The organism is Paraburkholderia kirstenboschensis (genome assembly GCF_032806925.1).
Classification (GTDB): Bacteria; Pseudomonadota; Gammaproteobacteria; order Burkholderiales; family Burkholderiaceae; genus Paraburkholderia; species Paraburkholderia kirstenboschensis.
Genome location: NZ_CP136513.1, coordinates 1,862,701 through 1,879,254, shown reverse-complemented (window position 1 = coordinate 1,879,254; position 16,554 = coordinate 1,862,701). Strand labels below are relative to the sequence as shown.

Annotated in this window: 15 protein-coding genes; 10 read left to right on the top strand and 5 right to left on the bottom strand. The window is 63.0% G+C overall.

The window, feature by feature from the left end:
- Positions 1-119: 119 nt before the first annotated feature.
- From RW095_RS30990 to RW095_RS30975, 4 genes are all read left to right on the top strand, one after another.
- On the top strand, positions 120-1,031 hold the full coding sequence (locus RW095_RS30990) for a ketopantoate reductase family protein (RefSeq protein ID WP_317022503.1): 912 nt from the start codon (positions 120-122) through the stop codon (positions 1,029-1,031).
- Positions 1,032-1,353: 322 nt separating this feature from the next.
- A complete protein-coding gene (gene imuA / locus RW095_RS30985; protein WP_128590946.1) occupies positions 1,354-2,061 on the top strand; it encodes a translesion DNA synthesis-associated protein ImuA in 708 nt (235 codons plus the stop codon).
- Positions 1,991-3,472, top strand: coding sequence for a Y-family DNA polymerase (locus tag RW095_RS30980; protein WP_317022502.1), 1,482 nt, complete (start codon positions 1,991-1,993; stop codon positions 3,470-3,472). The genes imuA and RW095_RS30980 overlap by 71 nt, the downstream gene beginning before the upstream one ends.
- A gap of 6 nt (positions 3,473-3,478) precedes the next feature.
- A complete protein-coding gene (locus tag RW095_RS30975) occupies positions 3,479-6,628 on the top strand; it encodes an error-prone DNA polymerase (protein WP_317022501.1) in 3,150 nt (1,049 codons plus the stop codon).
- A 70-nt stretch (positions 6,629-6,698) separates the two neighbouring features.
- On the opposite strand, the gene RW095_RS30970 is transcribed toward RW095_RS30975, so the two are convergent.
- Both RW095_RS30970 and RW095_RS30965 read right to left on the bottom strand, forming a co-directional pair.
- Positions 6,699-7,619: a dTDP-4-dehydrorhamnose reductase family protein gene (locus RW095_RS30970; protein ID WP_317022500.1), complete on the bottom strand. Its 921-nt coding sequence runs from the start codon at positions 7,617-7,619 to the stop codon at positions 6,699-6,701.
- A gap of 14 nt (positions 7,620-7,633) precedes the next feature.
- Complete coding sequence (locus RW095_RS30965) at positions 7,634-7,852, bottom strand: heavy-metal-associated domain-containing protein (protein WP_317022499.1); 219 nt, start codon at positions 7,850-7,852, stop codon at positions 7,634-7,636.
- A 123-nt stretch (positions 7,853-7,975) separates the two neighbouring features.
- Between RW095_RS30965 and cueR the strand changes: the two genes are divergently transcribed.
- The 4 genes from cueR (at position 7,976) to RW095_RS30945 (ending at position 10,686) form a co-directional block, all read left to right on the top strand.
- The gene (gene cueR / locus RW095_RS30960; protein WP_317022498.1) at positions 7,976-8,428 is read left to right on the top strand and encodes a Cu(I)-responsive transcriptional regulator; all 453 of its coding nucleotides are present in this window, start codon (positions 7,976-7,978) and stop codon (positions 8,426-8,428) included.
- A gap of 272 nt (positions 8,429-8,700) precedes the next feature.
- Positions 8,701-8,847, top strand: coding sequence for a DUF3563 family protein (locus tag RW095_RS30955; RefSeq protein WP_020069992.1), 147 nt, complete (start codon positions 8,701-8,703; stop codon positions 8,845-8,847).
- Between the two features lie 218 nt (positions 8,848-9,065).
- Positions 9,066-9,425 carry a hypothetical protein gene (locus RW095_RS30950; RefSeq protein WP_317022497.1) on the top strand — a complete coding sequence of 120 codons (360 nt, stop codon included), beginning with the start codon at positions 9,066-9,068 and terminating at the stop codon, positions 9,423-9,425.
- 223 nt (positions 9,426-9,648) lie between these two features.
- On the top strand, positions 9,649-10,686 hold the full coding sequence (locus tag RW095_RS30945) for an ABC transporter substrate-binding protein (protein WP_317022496.1): 1,038 nt from the start codon (positions 9,649-9,651) through the stop codon (positions 10,684-10,686).
- A gap of 48 nt (positions 10,687-10,734) precedes the next feature.
- Here the strand turns inward: RW095_RS30945 and RW095_RS30940 are convergent, their stop codons facing one another.
- Entirely contained in the window at positions 10,735-11,580 is an 846-nt protein-coding gene (locus RW095_RS30940; RefSeq protein WP_128585432.1) for a 23S rRNA (adenine(2030)-N(6))-methyltransferase RlmJ, read from the bottom strand.
- Positions 11,581-11,815: 235 nt separating this feature from the next.
- Positions 11,816-12,787 (bottom strand): potassium channel beta subunit family protein, encoded by a 972-nt coding sequence (locus tag RW095_RS30935; RefSeq protein WP_317022495.1) that lies wholly within the window; start codon positions 12,785-12,787, stop codon positions 11,816-11,818.
- A gap of 243 nt (positions 12,788-13,030) precedes the next feature.
- On the opposite strand from RW095_RS30935, the gene RW095_RS30930 reads away from it, so the two are divergent.
- Both RW095_RS30930 and RW095_RS30925 read left to right on the top strand, forming a co-directional pair.
- A complete protein-coding gene (locus RW095_RS30930; protein ID WP_317022494.1) occupies positions 13,031-13,828 on the top strand; it encodes a 3-hydroxybutyrate dehydrogenase in 798 nt (265 codons plus the stop codon).
- Between the two features lie 10 nt (positions 13,829-13,838).
- A complete protein-coding gene (locus RW095_RS30925; protein ID WP_317022493.1) occupies positions 13,839-15,077 on the top strand; it encodes a patatin-like phospholipase family protein in 1,239 nt (412 codons plus the stop codon).
- A gap of 120 nt (positions 15,078-15,197) precedes the next feature.
- Here RW095_RS30925 and RW095_RS30920 read toward each other — a convergent pair whose 3' ends face one another.
- Complete coding sequence (locus RW095_RS30920; protein ID WP_317022492.1) at positions 15,198-16,397, bottom strand: amino acid aminotransferase; 1,200 nt, start codon at positions 16,395-16,397, stop codon at positions 15,198-15,200.
- Positions 16,398-16,554: the final 157 nt, after the last annotated feature.

Sequence of the window (16,554 nt, the reverse complement as noted above, 5' to 3'; positions counted from 1 at the left end):
AACCGCCCACGCGAATTCGCGGAATAAGCGAGCAGTTTCGCGTGTTGTAGCTGGAGCTTCATGTGCGGGACAGAACGAAGTTGATGCAAGGCATTGATAAATCTCTTTCGAGGATGTGAATGAAAGTTGCAGTGATGGGCGCTGGCGCCGTGGGTTGCTTTTATGGCGGAATGCTCGCGCGAGCCGGGCACGACGTGGTGCTGATCGGACGGCCGGATCATGTTCGCGCGATCGGGCGGGAAGGGCTGCGTCTGCAGACGCCGTTTTTCGACGAGGCGATTGCCGTATCGGCGAGCACGGAGGCGAGCGGCGTCGCGGGCGCGGAACTGGTGTTCTTGTGCGTGAAATCGTCCGACACCGAGACGGCCGCGGCTGCCATGAAACCGCATCTTCGCGGCGATGCGCTGATCGTCACGTTGCAAAACGGCGTCGACAACGCGGAGCGCGTGCGTAGCGTCGTGACGCAGGAAGTTTGCGCGGCGGTGGTCTATGTCGCGTGTGAGATGGCCGGGCCGGGGCACGTGCGGCATCACGGGCGCGGCGAACTGATCGTCGAACCGGGCGACGCCGCCGGGCGCATGGCGCGCGTGGCCAATGCCGCCGGCATCCAGACGGCGCTATCGCCCAACGTGCGCGGCGCGCTATGGGAGAAGCTCGTACTGAACTGCGCATACAACGCTATCTCGGCGCTAGTGCAGTTGCCGTTAGGCGAGTTGCGCCGGCTGGGCGGCGCGGGCGTGGAAACAGCCATGCGCGATATCGTCGCCGAGTGCATTGCCGTGGGGCGTGCGGACGGCGTCGCCATGCCGGACGATGTGAACGCTACAGTGCAAAGCATCATGAGCACGATTCCGGCGGGACAGTATTCGTCGACAGCGCAAGACGTCGCGCGCAACCGGCGCAGCGAAATCGATCATCTTAACGGCCACATCGTGCGTCGCGGACGCGCGCTCGGCATTCCGACGCCAGTGAATCATCTTCTGCTGATGCTCGTTCAGGTGCTGGACAATCGGCAAAGCGCGGGCTTGTGATGTGGCGACAGCGCCTGAACGCGGAGAAGGCGCTGACGGTGCTCGAACGTCCTCGCATTCGTTCGCGTCGACGCGTCATGAGCGCAGCCGCAACGCGCTCATGATCGCATCCTTCGAGTCCTTTCATTGGGATTCAGACCGCACACCGTCGCGATGACGGTGTGCGTCGGGAAGTGCCCGCGTTGATGGCGTTTTCTTTGAAATGGATGGCCCACGAGCCTGGGCCCACACCTGTCCCTCCGTTTGCTCCCGAAAAAAGTGCCTGTTCCCCGTCGCGAAAATGCGTGTAGGATACTGTACATCCATACAGGTATTTTCGTTTATGACCGCGTCTTCTCCACCGCCCGAAGCGATACACCCGTCCCTGTGGCGGGCGTCCCAGCTTGCGCGCGGTCGGGGGCGGGTGGTCGACACCGGCTACCCGGCGCTATCGGCTGAACTGCCGGGTGGCGGCTGGCCGGTGGGCGCACTGGTCGACCTGCTCGTGCAGCAGCCGGGTGTAGGCGAGCTGCGGCTGCTACGACCCGCACTCAGTGCCGCGGGCAACCGGCCCATCGCGTTCGTCCAGCCCCCGCATACACCGGACGGCCTCGGGCTCAGCTACATCGGCCTGTCGCTTGAGCAGGTGCTGCGCGTCAAGGCGCAGAAAACGGCGGACGCGCTCTGGTCGGCAGAACAGATTCTGCGTGCCGGCAGTTGCGGCGCGCTGATTTTCTGGGCGCAGTATGCGCAGGCTTCGTCACTTCGGCGCCTGCATCTGGCGGCGCAGTCGTCGGAGACGCTTTTCGTCATGGTGCGGCCGCTCGCGAGCGCTCAGGACGCGTCGCCGGCGCTGTTGCGGCTGGCGCTCAAACCATCTGCCGACGGCCTGACCGTCGACATCGTGAAACGACGAGGGCCCACGCGCGCGGAGCCCCTGTCGATTCCCCTTCAACCCACTCCTGTTTTGCTGTCACGACATGCGCGTCTTCCTCGCCGTTCACCTGCCGAAGTTGCCGCTCGAAGTTTTCAGACCGAAGTGGTCGCCTGAGCCCGCTCACGGCAGTGTCGTGCTCGAGAAGGACAAGGTCGTGATTGCGGACAGCGTCGCGCGCGCGGCCGGAGTGCGGCTCGGCATGAAACGCGGTGGCGTTCTCACGCTGTCGCCGGAGACAGACATGCACGAACGCGACTTCGCCCGCGAGCAGTCCGCACAACGCGAAGTCGGCATGGCGCTAATGCGCTTTTCGCCCGAAGTCGCGCTGCTCGATGAAGCGACTGTCGTCGTGGAAATAGGCGCGAGCCTGCGCCTCTTTGGCGGACTGCTTGCGCTGTGCCGCGAGGCGAAGGCGCTGCTTGCCACGCTCGGTCTCACCGCGCGCGTGAGCGCCGCGCCGACCGGCCAGGGCGCGTGGCTGCTGGCGCGATATGCGAAGGGGCGGGGCGCACGGCGCGTGCTGAAGCTGTCCACGCTCGAACAGCGGCTCGCCGCGCTGCCAATGGTCGCGGTCCCCGAGGTGCGTGAGTTCGCCGACTGGTTCGCGGGGCTCGGCTGCGAAACCATCGCCGACATCCGCCGGCTGCCGCGCGCCGGGTTGCAGCGGCGCTGCGGCGAACATCTGCTCGATTCGCTCGACCGCGCATTTGGCACCGCGCCGGAACTCTTCGACTGGCTCGAACTGCCGCCCACGTTTTCCGCGCGCATCGAAATGCCGGACCGGCTCGAACATGCGGACGGCGCCGTGTTCGGCGCGCATCGGCTTATCGTGCAGTTGTGCGGCTGGCTCTGCGCAAAGCAGTTCGCGGTCACCGCAATACGTTTGTTGCTGGAGCACGAGCGGGGGCGCGACGCCATCGAACCCACCACCATCGACATTGCTCTCGGCGAGCCAACGTGGCGCGAAGAACACCTGGTGAGGCTGCTGAAGGAGCGCCTGCATCGCATCGAACTCACCGCGCCGGTTATCGCATTGCGTCTGGATGCCTCGAAAGTGGAGTCCGCTGTGCCGGCTTCCGACACGCTTTTTCCCGAGCCCGGCGGCTCGAAGGAAGATCATGCACGGCTGCTCGAACTGCTGGTCGCCCGGCTGGGTGACGAGAACGTGCTGCGGCCCGCGCCGAGCCCCGACCATCGGCCGGAAGTCGCCAACTGCTGGGTGCCGGTGACGCAACCGGTGAAGCCCGCAGTCATACCGGAAGGTTTGCCGAGGCCCACGTGGATGCTCGATACGCCGGTGCGCTTAATCATGCGCCAGCATCGTCCGTTCTATGGCTCGCCGCTGCGCATGGTGTCGCCGGGCGAGCGTATCGAAGCAGGCTGGTTCGACGGCGAACTCGTGACGCGCGACTACTTCGTCGCTCAGGCCGACGACCAGAGCTGCTACTGGATTTACCGCGAACGTGTCAGCAGCCGCGACGCCGAAGAAGATCAGCGGTGGTTCCTTCATGGCCTTTTCGGATGACGCGCTATGGACACCACCTTCAGCATGCTGCCGGCGTATGCCGAGCTTTTCTGCCTCTCCAATTTTTCGTTTCTGCGTGGCGCGTCGCACGCCGAGGAACTCGCTGAGCGCGCCGCGCAACTGGGCTACTCGGCGCTTGCCATTACCGACGAGTGCTCGCTTGCCGGTGTGGTGCGCGCGCACGTCGCGGCGAAAGAAGCGAAGCTGCCGTTTATCGTCGGCTCCTACTTTCGTCTGGTGAACGCCGATGGCTCGCCGGCATTCGGGCTCATCCTGCTGGCGAAAAATCGCGAGGGCTACGGCAATCTGTCCGAACTCATCACGCTGGCACGCACACGCGCGCCGAAGGGCGAATACCGGCTCACGCCGCAGGATCTGTCGCGACCGGAGAAGGAATACCGCCACCTGCTGGGCCTACCGGACTGCCTGGCCATTCTCGTGCCGACCTTCCCGGCAAAAGAGGATGTGCTCGATGCTCAGGTCGAATGGCTGGACGAGACGTTTCCCGCACGCGCGTGGGTTGGCCTGGTGCTCCATCAGCGGGCGATGGACGACATTCACCGCGGCGCGGTCGAATTCGTCGCGCGCAACCGGGACGTGCCGGTGGTCGCACTCGGCGAAGTGGTCATGCACGTGCGTTCAAGAAAACCGCTGCAGGACACGATAACCGCCATTCGCGTCGGCAAGCCGGTTCATGAATGCGGATACGAGCTTGCGCCGAATGCGGAGCAGCACCTGCGCTCGCGGCTGCGGCTGGCCAATCTGTATCCGCCGGAGGCGCTCGCCGCGACCGTCGACATTGCCGCGCGCTGCACCTTCTCGCTCGACGAACTGCGCTACGAGTATCCCGACGAACTGATACCGCCCGGCTTCACGCCGACCGCCTATCTCCGGCAGGAGACGTACATCGGCGCGCAGCGGCGCTTTCCGTCAGGCATTCCGCACCACGTGCAGGAGCAGATCGAGCACGAGCTCGATCTGATTGCCGACCTGCAGTATGAGCCGTATTTCCTGACGGTCTACGACCTGGTCCGCTTTGCGCGGAGTCAGCACATCCTGTGTCAGGGACGCGGGTCGGCGGCCAATTCGGCAGTCTGCTATTGCCTCGGCGTGACGGAAGTGGACCCCGCGCGCGGCAACATGCTTTTCGAGCGCTTCATCTCGAAAGAGCGCGGGGAGCCGCCTGATATCGACGTCGACTTCGAGCATCAGCGGCGCGAAGAAGTGATTCAGTACATCTATCGCAAGTACGGTCGCGACCGCGCGGCGATTGCCGCGGCGGTCTCGACGTATCGTGCGCGTGGCGTCTTGCGCGAAACGGGTAAGGCGCTCGGCGTCGATATGCAGATAGTCGATGCGGTCGCCAAGTCGCATCACTGGTTCGATAACAGTGCGGACCTGCTGAAGCGCTTCGAGGAATGCGGGCTGAACCCGCAAACGCCGCTCATCCGCGCGTGGGCCACGCTCGCCGCGCAACTGTATGGTTTTCCGCGGCATCTGTCGCAGCACTCGGGCGGGTTCGTCATCAGCCGTGGCAAGCTCACGCGCCTCGTCCCCGTTGAGAACGCCGCGATGGCAGAGCGCAGCGTCATCCAATGGGACAAGGACGACCTCGAATCGCTGGGGCTGCTCAAGATCGACGTGCTCGCGCTCGGCATGCTGTCGGCCATTCGGCGCACGCTCGACCTCGTGTCGGAGCAGCGCGGCGAGCGCTTCGAGATGCAGGACATTCCCTCAGAAGACGATGCAACGTACGACATGATTTCCGCCGCCGACACGGTGGGCGTCTTCCAGATTGAGTCGCGCGCACAGATGTCGATGTTGCCGCGCATGCGGCCCCGAACGTTCTACGACCTGGTGATCGAAGTGGCCATCGTGCGGCCGGGTCCGATTCAGGGTGGTGCGGTTCATCCTTATCTGCGCCGTCGCCAGGGCTTTGAGCCGGTCACCTATCCGAGCGACGATTTGAAGACCGCACTGGGCCGCACGCTCGGCGTGCCGATTTTCCAGGAGCAGGTGATGCAGGTCGCGATTCTCGCCGCGGGTTTCACGGCGGGCGAAGCCGACCAGTTGCGGCGCGCGATGGCGGCGTGGAAACGCAAGGGTGGTCTCGGCAAATACTATGACCGCATTGTGCTCGGCATGCAGGAGCGGGGCTATGACCTTGCGTTTGCGGAAGCCATCTTCGAGCAGATAAAAGGTTTTGGCGAATATGGTTTTCCGGAGAGTCATGCCGCGAGTTTCGCGCTGCTCGTGTATGCGAGCAGCTGGCTCAAATGCCATGAGCCCGAGGCATTTCTGGCAGCGATGCTCAACAGCCAGCCCATGGGCTTCTACTCGCCTTCGCAACTCGTGCAGGATGCGCAGCGGCATGGTGTCAGCGTACTGCCAGTCGATGTGACCATCAGTGGGTGGAACTCGTCTCTTGAGCGTATTGAGGATGCCGGACGGCCTGCGGTGCGCCTGGGTCTGTCGCTGCTGCGTGGCATGAAGGAAGGCACGGCAGAGCGGATTGAGAATGCGCGTGCGGTGCGTCCGTTCGCAAGCGCGAAAGACCTCGCGCGTCGCGCGGCGCTCGATCGCCGGGACCTGCATATCCTGGCGGACGCCAATGCGCTGGTCTCGCTTGCCGGCAACCGGCGCGAGGCGCTGTGGCAGTCGGTCGCTGCCGTGCCCGACAAGGACATGCTCGCAGTCGCGGCCGTCGAGGATGAAACGCCCGAACTCGGCGCGCCCTCCGAAGCACACGACATCGTGGCGGACTACCGCTCAGTGGGTCTGACGCTCGGCCGCCATCCGCTGGAACTTTTGCGCCCGCAGTTGCTGGCAAACCGGTTGATGCCGGCTGCGACGCTGCGCACTTATCGCGACGGCCGGCTTGCGCGAGGCTGCGGTCTTGTCACCGTGCGGCAGCGTCCCGGCACCGCGAAAGGCGTGGTATTCGTGACGATCGAAGACGAAACGGGCAACGTGAACGTCATCGTGTGGCCAAGCCTGCTCGAGAAGCAACGCAAGGAAGCGCTCAGTGCGTCGCTGCTGGCTGTCTATGGAGTATGGCAATGCCAGGGTGAGGTCCGGCATCTGGTGGCACAGCGGCTCGTCGATATGTCGCATCTGCTGGGCGGCCTGCATTCCGTTAGCAGGGATTTTTGCTGAGAGGATTGTGCGCTTCGAGCGGCCCTCAACGTTGACCGCATGCCTGCAGAGAACAAAATCGCGATCCGCTTCAGGCGGACGTATCGCCGCGCCACGGAAACGCGGCCAACACCTGGCGTATCGCCGTATCGAACGGCGTGCGGCGGTCGATCCCGAGTTGCTCCAGCCGGTCCGAGGCCAGGTGGCAATTGTGCGGACGCGGCGTCGCATCGGTCGGCGCGTGTTGCGGCACGAGCCGCGCGTCGAGTTGCAGCGCTCGCCCGAGGCGCATGGCGATCTCGTACTTGGTCATCGGTTCGTCGCCCGACCATTGGACAATGCCGCGAATTGCGTTGCCCGCGGCGTGACGCTCGAGCATCTGCCGGATCACGAACGCGACGTCCGGCGTGAAGGTCGGATAGCGGATCGCCCATGCGTCCATGTTGGCCGCTTTGCCCTGCACCGATGCCGACGCGGCAATGGCCGGCACGAGACTCGTCACGGCGGATTCCGCCCAATCGACAATCGGCCCATACAGCAGCGGCAAGCGCAGCACACAGCCCAGGTCGGTCGTGTCGGTCAATGCCTGCTCGCCGTCCAGCTTGCTGCGCCCATATGCATTGAGCGGCGCCGGTGCGGAATCTGGCTGATAGGGCGGATGAGTGCCGTCGAAAACGTAATCGGTGGAAATGGACAGCGTCCACGCGCCGCGCCGATGCGCGGCGACGGCGATCGCGCGCACGGCATCCACATTGAGCGCGCGGGCCAGTTCCGGTTGACGCTCGCACACGTCGGGCCGACGCTCAGCGGCGGCAATCACGAGCGCATCCGGCGCTTCGCGCTCGACAAACTGTTCGATTGCCCGCGGATCGCGGACGTCGAGCGCGACGGTGTTCGGCGCTGGCCGGCTGAAGGCGGTGCCGACGACTTGCCAGGCCGGCTGAGCCGCCAGTTCGTCGACGACAGCGCGACCGAGCAGGCCAGAAGCTCCTATGACAGCGACCTTGAACATGATCCGCATTCTCCCTAGCGCGCCGCGTCGGACGACACGCCTTTGACCGTGTAGCCGGCCTCGTCGATGGCGGCCTTCAATGCGTCGACAGATTGCGTCGACTCGACCGCGACCCGGCCCGCCGCGAGATCCACCTGCACTTGCGCAGCATCGTCGTGCTCGCGGATAGCGTTGGTGACTGCCGCCACGCAATGCTGGCAGCTCATGCCTTCAACCTGGAATTCGGTTTTCATCGGAAGTGCCTCGGGGAAATGACGGTTGAGATGATTGAATTATGCCTCCCCGACCAGATTTAAGTAGCTGACCTTCCCATCATGGGAAGGTGTACGATCGACGCACTCAGTGGGGAAACAGTGATGAACATTGGTGAAGCGGCCCGCGCGTCGGGCGTCACGGCGAAAATGATTCGCTACTACGAAAGCGTCGGTTTGCTCGCGGCAAAATCCCGTACGACTGCCGGCTATCGCGTCTACGGTCCGCAGGAGGTGCATTCACTGCGCTTCATTCGCCAGGCGCGTCGGCTCGGCTTCCTCGTGGAAGACATCCGTCGGCTGCTCGCGCTGTGGCACGACCGCTCGCGCGCGAGCGCCGAAGTGAAGGCAATCGCGCTGGACCACGTGGCCGAACTCGATCGACGCATCGCCGAACTCACCGATATGCGCGACACACTGGCGCACCTTGCCGACCATTGTCACGGCGACGACCGTCCGGAGTGTCCGATCATCGAGGGGCTCGCGGACGCAGGCATGGTTTCACCGCAGAGCGGGGGCGCTTGCAAGGGGTTTTCGAGGGCGAGCGTCAACCCGTAGGGCGGCGGGTCGCGACCCGTTGCTGTATGCACCTGATTTGTGCATAACGTCGGTCTATAATGGACTTTTTGGTCTACCGGCCGTGCGGCTCTCCAATTAAATCAATACATTTCATGCACTGACTATGTGCAGCATTCCAAATTGGAATGCACATCATGCGAGCATTTCACTGGCGCGGTTGCACCATCGGCATATAATCCGGGTTAACCCTTTTACGGGAAATCCCTGATGCCCAATCCACCGGGGATTCAATCTGATCCTTGGAGAACATCATGTTTGCATACGTCCTTGAAAAGCTGAGCACCTGGTTTGAAACTGCAGAGCGCGACCGCCGTGAAGCATATCTGGCTTCGTCGTCGGATATCGTCCAGCTCGAACAGCGCATCCGCTCGCTCGAAGCCAACGGCTATTCGCTGTAAGTTTCATCGGCGCACGTCTCATGCCGCCAGCGTAGTTCAGCAGTAGCTGTTAAGTGTGAGCCCCGTCCTTGCGGGGCTTTGTCACATCTGGCGCCACGTGTCCGCGAGGCGTCGAAAAACTTGAGATGGCGAATATCGACTAGCTACAAAGCCCGCGTCGCGGTAAGGTAAAGCGTTTTCAGCGCAATCCGGCCTTCCCGGCTCAACCGGTCCGCCCCATGTCTTCGATCCATTCGTTCAAACCCTCTCTGGCCGCCGTTGCAGTTTTGTTTGCCACGGCCTGCGCCGTGTCGAGCGTGTCTGCTGCGTCGAGCAATAGCCGCAAACCTGTGATCCTCGACTCGCAGAATGGGATCAGCGACGGGCAGAGCGGCACCGTCCTGCAGACAGCGCCGCTATCGCGGCAACCCATCGTCGAAGCACAACCCATCGCTACGCCCACCGAACTGGCGCCGAATTCGTCTGTGCCGATCGTCGTCGCGCCGTATATCCAGTTCCCCGCCGGCGGCGGTGGTGTCGCACCGCAACCGCAGCCCCAACCGCACCCCTGGCCTCGGCCGGCGCCGCGTCCGCAATAACTGACTCGCACCGATCCTTCTCGTAGCTTGTTGCCCGGAAGTCCGCGCGCGGCGCGGCGGATTCGCGCGCCCGCGCCTGGTCATTCGGGTTTGGGCGCATGGCGCGCCTCCAGCCGGGCGACGACAATCCTCAGGCGGTCTCTGCCGCAAAGCCTAGCCGATAACCCCACAAGGGGCGGCCCGGCAACAGATTGAACGAGAACATACAAAAAGGAGACGTCAAATGCCCAACCACTGGATGCGGCGAGCCGCCGTTTGCGCCGCGATGTTCGCCGTTGTCGCACTGCACGGCGTGGCGTCCGCGAAAGACGTCCCTGAAAAGCCGGCGCTGACAATGGCCGTTGGCGGTCTGCCAGGTCTTTACTATTTGCCGGTGCTAACGGCGCAGCAGTTGGGCTATTTCAAGGACGAGGGTCTCGAGGTCACGCTCGAAGACTTCGCGGGCGGCTCCAAAGCACTCGAAGCGGTGGTGGGCGGCAGCGCGGATATCGGCGCCGGGGCATTCGAGCACACGCTCTTCATGCAGGCGAAGGGGCAACGCTACCGGGCCATTGCGTTGATGGGCCGCGCGCCGCAGATTGTCGTCGCCGTATTGACGTCGAAGGCGGACAAGATCAAGACGCTCGCGGATTTCAAAGGCGCAAGGGTCGGCGTGAGCGCGCCGGGGTCATCGACCGATCTCGTGCTGACCGTCGCTCTACGCAAGGCCGGCGTGCAAAGAAGCGACATTGCGGCGATCGGTGTAGGCAGCGGCGCAACGGTGCTCGCGGCGGTGAGCAACGGTCAGATCGACGCGCTATCCAACGTCGACCCGATGATGACGAAGCTCACGCGCAGCGGCGCGATCAAGGTGCTCGTGGACACGCGCACCGTGAAGGGCACCGAGGACGTGTTCGGCGGAACGATGCCGGCGGCCACGCTCTATGCGTCGGAGAGTTTCATTCAGAAATATCCAAAGACGACGCAGGCGCTCGCCAATGCCATCGTGCGCGCTGATCATTGGCTGCAGACCGCGAGCGATGCCGATCTGCTGAAGATGGTGCCGCCGGCATATCTGCTCAACGACTCCTCGCTCTATGTCGAGGCTTTCCACAATGTGCGCGACGCCTATTCGCCGGATGGCCTGATGCCCGCCGACGGTCCGGCGACTTCGTTGCGCGCGTTGGCGTCGTTCGACAACCGGCTCGATCCTAAAAAGATCGACCTGAACGCGACCTATACCAACGATTTCGCCCGCAAGGCCGCGGCGCAACTGAAGTAACAGCGCGGCGAGGGCGCGCCGTTCGACTTTGCGCGCCCTCGCCCGGATTCAATCGCCGCGGTATTCGACCTTGAACTGCGCGGCGTTGTCCTCACCCAGCGCCTTCACCAGCCAGGGCATCTGATCCTTCAGCATCTTCGGCAGCGTGTACGGCGGATTCAGGATAAACATGCCGCTGCCAAAAAGCCCAAAGCCGTCCGCCGGCGGATTGCTCACCGTGAGGCTGACGTGCAGCCAGTTGCGCTCCTGCAGTTTTTTCAGCTGCTCGGGAAAGCGTTGCGATTCCGGGCGCTTCACCTGCGGATACCAGACCGCGTAAGTGCCGGTCGGAAAGCGCTTGAGGCTTTCTTCGACGCAACGCAGCGTGCGTGTGTAGTCGCGCTTGTCCTCATAGGACGGATCGAGCAGCACCAGCGCGCGGCGCGGCGCCGGCGGAAGCAGCGCGAGAATGCCGTCGAAGCCGTCGCCCGCGTACAGCATCGCGCGACGGCCCGCATCGCGAAAATTGTGACGCAGCACGTCGATTTCGGTGGTGTGCAACTCGAACAAACGCATCCGGTCCTGCTCGCGCATCTGCCGCCAGGCGATGTAGGGCGAGCCGGGGTAGAAGCGCAGCTGACCGTCGGAATTGAGTGCGGCGACTTCGTCGACATAGTCGGAGAAGAGCGGCGGCAAATCGTTGCGCTCCCACAGTTTAGCGATGCCTGTCTGAAACTCGCCGGTCTTGACGGCATAGCCTTCCTTCAGCGAATAGACGCCCGCGCCGGCATGCGTGTCGATATACCAGTAGGCTTTGTCCTTCTGACCGAGATAGCGCAATAGCTGCAACAAGACCGCGTGTTTGAGAACGTCGGCGTGGTTGCCTGCATGAAAGGCGTGGCGATAGCTGAGCATGATGAGGAGATGCAGAAAGAGGGCGCGCCGTTCCAGGCTGGAGTCGGCGATGCGGATGCATTGCGGCGGCACGGCGGCACAGAGCGCCGATGTGCAGCGCGGTCGCGTATTGTACGCGACGCCGCGCGCGGCGCAGTGAGTTGCGGCGGCGTTGAAGTGCCCGCTGTCGAATGCGCGGCTCCCTGCGCGACCGCGATCCTGCTGCGGCCGCACGCAGAAGTCCGACACAGCGGCGTTAGTCGTACACGTCGCCGAAAATGCCTTCGATCCGCTCCTTGATCTCCGGCGTGATCTGCTCGGCGACTTCAGCGGATTTCATGTTCTCGCTAATCTGCTCGACGCGCGATGCGCCCGTAATCACGGTGCTGACATGCGGATTCTTGAGAATCCATGCAATCGCAAGCTGACCGACGGTGCAGCCCAGCTCGTCGGCCACTTCGCCTAGCTTGCCGACTACATTGTTTTTGCTTGCGTCGGTAACCTGTTTGCGCAGCCAGTCGTAGCCCTGCAACTGCGCGCGGCTGTCCGCCGGCACGCCGTCGCGATACTTGCCGGTGAGCAGGCCGGACGCGAGCGGGCTCCAGGTAGTCAGCCCAAGACCGATATCTTCGTAGAGACGCTTATATTCCTGTTCCACGCGCTTGCGGTGAAACAGGTTGTACTGCGGCTGCTCCATGACCGGCTTGTGCAGATGGTGCCGCTCCGCAATGTCATAAGCGGCGCGGATCTCGTCGGCGCTCCACTCGGACGTGCCCCAGTACAAGGCCTTGCCGCGCGCGATCATGTCGCTCATTGCCCATACCGTTTCCTCGACGGGTGTGTTCGGATCCGGGCGATGGCAGAAGACCAGATCGACATAGTCGAGTTGGAGACGCTCGAGCGACGAGTCGATTGCGTTCAGCAGATATTTTCGGTTCAGCGTGTGGTATTGATTGGGCGCTTCTTCCAGGCCCCAGAAGAATTTCGTCGACACGACATAGCTCACGCGTGGCCACGCCAGTTCCTTGAGCGCCTGGCCCATGATTTCTTCCGACTTGCCGCCTGCGTACACCTCCGCGTTGTCGAAGAAATTCACGCCCGCATCGCGCGCGGCCGCGAGCGATTCACGCGCCGCTCGATGGTCGACCTGATTGCCGTACGTGACCCATGAGCCGATGGACAACTCGCTGACCTGCAAGCCCGAGCGGCCTAGACGCCGATAATTCATGCAATTCTCCTCGATAGTGAAGCGACCGGAATCCTGCGAGAACGCCTAGTTTAAATAGATAAGCCGGGGCGTGCTTTTTACCGATCGATTCCACACGGTTCATGCACAATAGCAGCATCGGCCGCAGTGCAACATCGGCTGAACGATATAGGACAGTGCCTATGCGCGCCTATGCCATTCGGTCGACTTCTCGCTGCGCGCGGCTCGTGGTCTCATTGCTCATCAACTGCATGGAGGTTCTGGATGTCGTCACTGAACACAAATCTGAATGGCAAGGTCGCGGTCGTCACCGGCGCGGCGAGCGGAATCGGCAAGCAGATTGCGTTGACTCTTTCGGCTGCGGGCGCGGCTGTCGCAATTGCCGACCTGAACCAGGACGGCGCGAATGCCGTCGCGGAAGAAATTACGAAGGGCGGGGGCAAGGCGATCGGCATCGCAATGGACGTCACGAACGAAGACGCGGTGAACCAGGGCATCGACAAAGTGGCGGCGGAGCTCGGTTCGGTCGACATCCTCATTTCCAATGCCGGCATTCAGATCGTGAACCCGATTGAAAACTACTCGTTTTCCGACTGGAAGAAGATGCAAGCCATTCACGTGGACGGTGCGTTCCTGACCACGAAGGCGGCGCTCAAGCACATGTACAAGGACGATCGCGGCGGCATCGTGATCTACATGGGCTCGGTTCATTCGCACGAGGCGTCGCCGCTCAAGTCCGCCTACGTGACGGCCAAGCATGCGCTGCTCGGCCTCGCTCGCGTGCTCGCCAAAGAAGGCGCCAGGCACAATGTGCGCTCGCATGTCGTGTGTCCGGGATTCGTGCGTACGCCGCTCGTCGACAAGCAGATTCCGGAGCAGGCAAAGGAACTGAACATCAGCGAAGAAGAAGTGGTTAAGCGCGTCATGCTGGGCGGTACTGTGGACGGCATTTTCACCACCGTGGAAGACGTCGCGCAAACCGTCCTGTTCCTGTCGACTTTCCCCACGGCCGCACTGACGGGCCAATCGTTCATCGTGAGTCACGGCTGGTACATGCAATAAGGAGGTGCGCATGGCGCAACGCAATCTGAAACGGGCGCGCCTCGGTGCGACCGGCAATGAGGAAGGCGCAGGCGCCAGCGCGGCGTCGGCCTCCGCTCGCGGCAAGCGCGTGCAAGTGCCGGCCTACGAAACCATCGCGCTTACACTGCAAGGTGGCGGCGCGCTGGGCGCATATCAGGCTGGCGTTTTTCAGGGGCTTCAGGAAGCCGGCGTCGAGCCGAACTGGCTGGCGGGCATTTCTATCGGCGCGTTGAATACGGCGATCATCGCCGGCAATCCGCCGGAAAAGCGGGTCGAACGGCTGCTGCAATTCTGGGAGACCATCTGCCAGCCGGCATTCGGTCTGCCGCTGCCCGCGTTTATCGAGCACGCGTTCTTCAATTCGAGCGACGCCGTGCGAAAAGCTTTCACGGCAACGCAGGCCATTGGTGCGCTGGTCGAAGGGCAAAAGGGCTTCTTTGTGCCGCGCTTCCCGCCGCCCTTGCCGACGGTGTCGGGGCCGCCTCAAACGGCCAGCTACTACGACACCGCGCCGCTGAAAGCGACGTTGGAAAGTCTGTGCGACTTCGACCGCATCAACTCACGGGAAATGCGCGTGTCCGTTGGCGCAGTTAATTGCGGCACGGGGAATTTTGCGTACTTCGACAACACGCAGACCACGCTGAGGGCCGAGCACTTCATGGCGTCCGGTGCTTTGCCGCCGGGGTTCGCAGCTGTGGAAATCGACGGCCAGTATTACTGGGACGGCGGCTTGATGTCGAACACGCCGCTCTACGAGGTGATTCAAACCACGCCGCGGCGCGACACGCTGGCGTTCCAGGTCGATCTGTGGAGCGCGATCGGGCCGGTGCCCGACAACATCACCGACGTGCAGGGGCGCATGAAAGACATCCAGTATTCGAGCCGCACCCGTCTTGTGACCGACATGCTGCAACGCTCGCAGCGTTTCCGGCATGTGCTGCGCGAGGTGCTGGATCGGGTCTCGCCGGACCAGCGCGACGATCCATGGTGCAAGCTGGCTGAAGACCTTTCGTGCTCGAAGCGCTACAACGTGATCCATCTCATCTACCGGCAGAAGGAATACGAAGGGCACTACAAGGACTTCCAGTTTGGCCTCTCGACCATGCGGGAGCACTGGGAAAGCGGACTGGAAGACATCCGCCATTCGCTCTCGCAGCCGGATTGGCTCGCCATGCCGGATAACGACGCGGGCTTCGTCACGCACGACATTCATCGCGACTCGCGCTGACATCATCCGCCAACGCGGGGTCCCCAAACAAGAACGGCGCCCTCGAAGGGACGCCGTTCTTACATCAAGCTTCAACCAGACCAACCAAAGCGCACGTCACCGGGCGCCTTGCAAAACGCTTTACTTCAACACGTGGGCAACCGCGTTGGCCACCACGTCGAGGTTGCGCGTATTCAACGCAGCGACGCAAATGCGGCCCGTGCCGACGGCATAAATGCCGAACTCTTCGCGCAGACGGTCCACTTGCGGCGCGGTCAGGCCCGAGTACGAGAACATGCCGCGCTGCGCATTCACGAAGCTGAAGTCGCGATCCACGCCGCTTGCCTTCAGGCGTTCGACGAGGCCATTGCGCATTGCGCGAATCCGGTCACGCATTTCCGCCAGTTCCGTTTCCCACGTGGCGCGCAGTTCCGGCGACGCGAGCACCGCGGCGACCACCGAACCGCCATGCGTCGGCGGGTTCGAGTAGTTCGTGCGGATCACGCGCTTGAGTTGCGACAACACGCGAGTGGCTTCTTCCTTGCTGCCCGTGATGATGGACAGTGCGCCGATACGCTCGCCGTACAGCGAGAACGATTTCGAGAACGACGACGAAACGAACACGTTCAGTTCGGAGGCCGCGAAGAGTCGCACGGCCGCAGCGTCGGCTTCAATGTTGTCGCCAAAGCCCTGATAGGCGATGTCGAGGAACGGCACCAGATTGCGCGCCTTGACGACCTCGACGATCTGCTTCCACTGGTCGACGGTCAGGTCCACGCCGGTCGGGTTGTGGCAGCACGCGTGCAACACGACAACCGTGCCCGCTGCGTAGCTGTTCAGCGCGCTCAACATGCCGTCGAAATTCACGCCGTGAGTATGCGCGTCGTAATACGGATACGACACGACTTCGAAGCCGGCGGCTTCGAACAGTGCGCGGTGGTTTTCCCAGCTCGGGTCGCTGATCGCGACCTTGGCGCTCGGGCTCAGACGCTTCAGGAAGTCCGCGCCGATTTTCAGCGCGCCCGTGCCGCCCAGTGCTTGCGCCGTCACGACGCGGCCCGCGGCGATCAGCGGCGAATCGTTGCCGAGCAGCAGCTTTTGCACGGCTGCGTCGTAGGCGGCAATGCCTTCGATCGGCAGATAGCCGCGCGGCAACGCGGCTTCAACACGTGCCTTTTCCGCATCACGCACGGCGCGCAGCAGCGGAATCTTGCCTTCTTCGTTGAAATACACGCCAACGCCGAGGTTGACTTTGGTGGGACGCGTGTCGGCGTTGAAGGCTTCGTTCAGGCCCAGAATCGGGTCGCGGGGAGCAAGTTCGACGGCGGAGAACAGAGACATGGTGGGTGGGCAGCAGTAGTGAAAAGAGGGCAGCTACGAGCATGCGCGACCGTGCCGGCTGCGTTTAATGCAAAACGCAAACGCCGGATGATGCAGAACGCGGACAGCCGCAAGCGAGCGCAACTTCGCATTGTAACGAATCTACGAACGTTTTTCG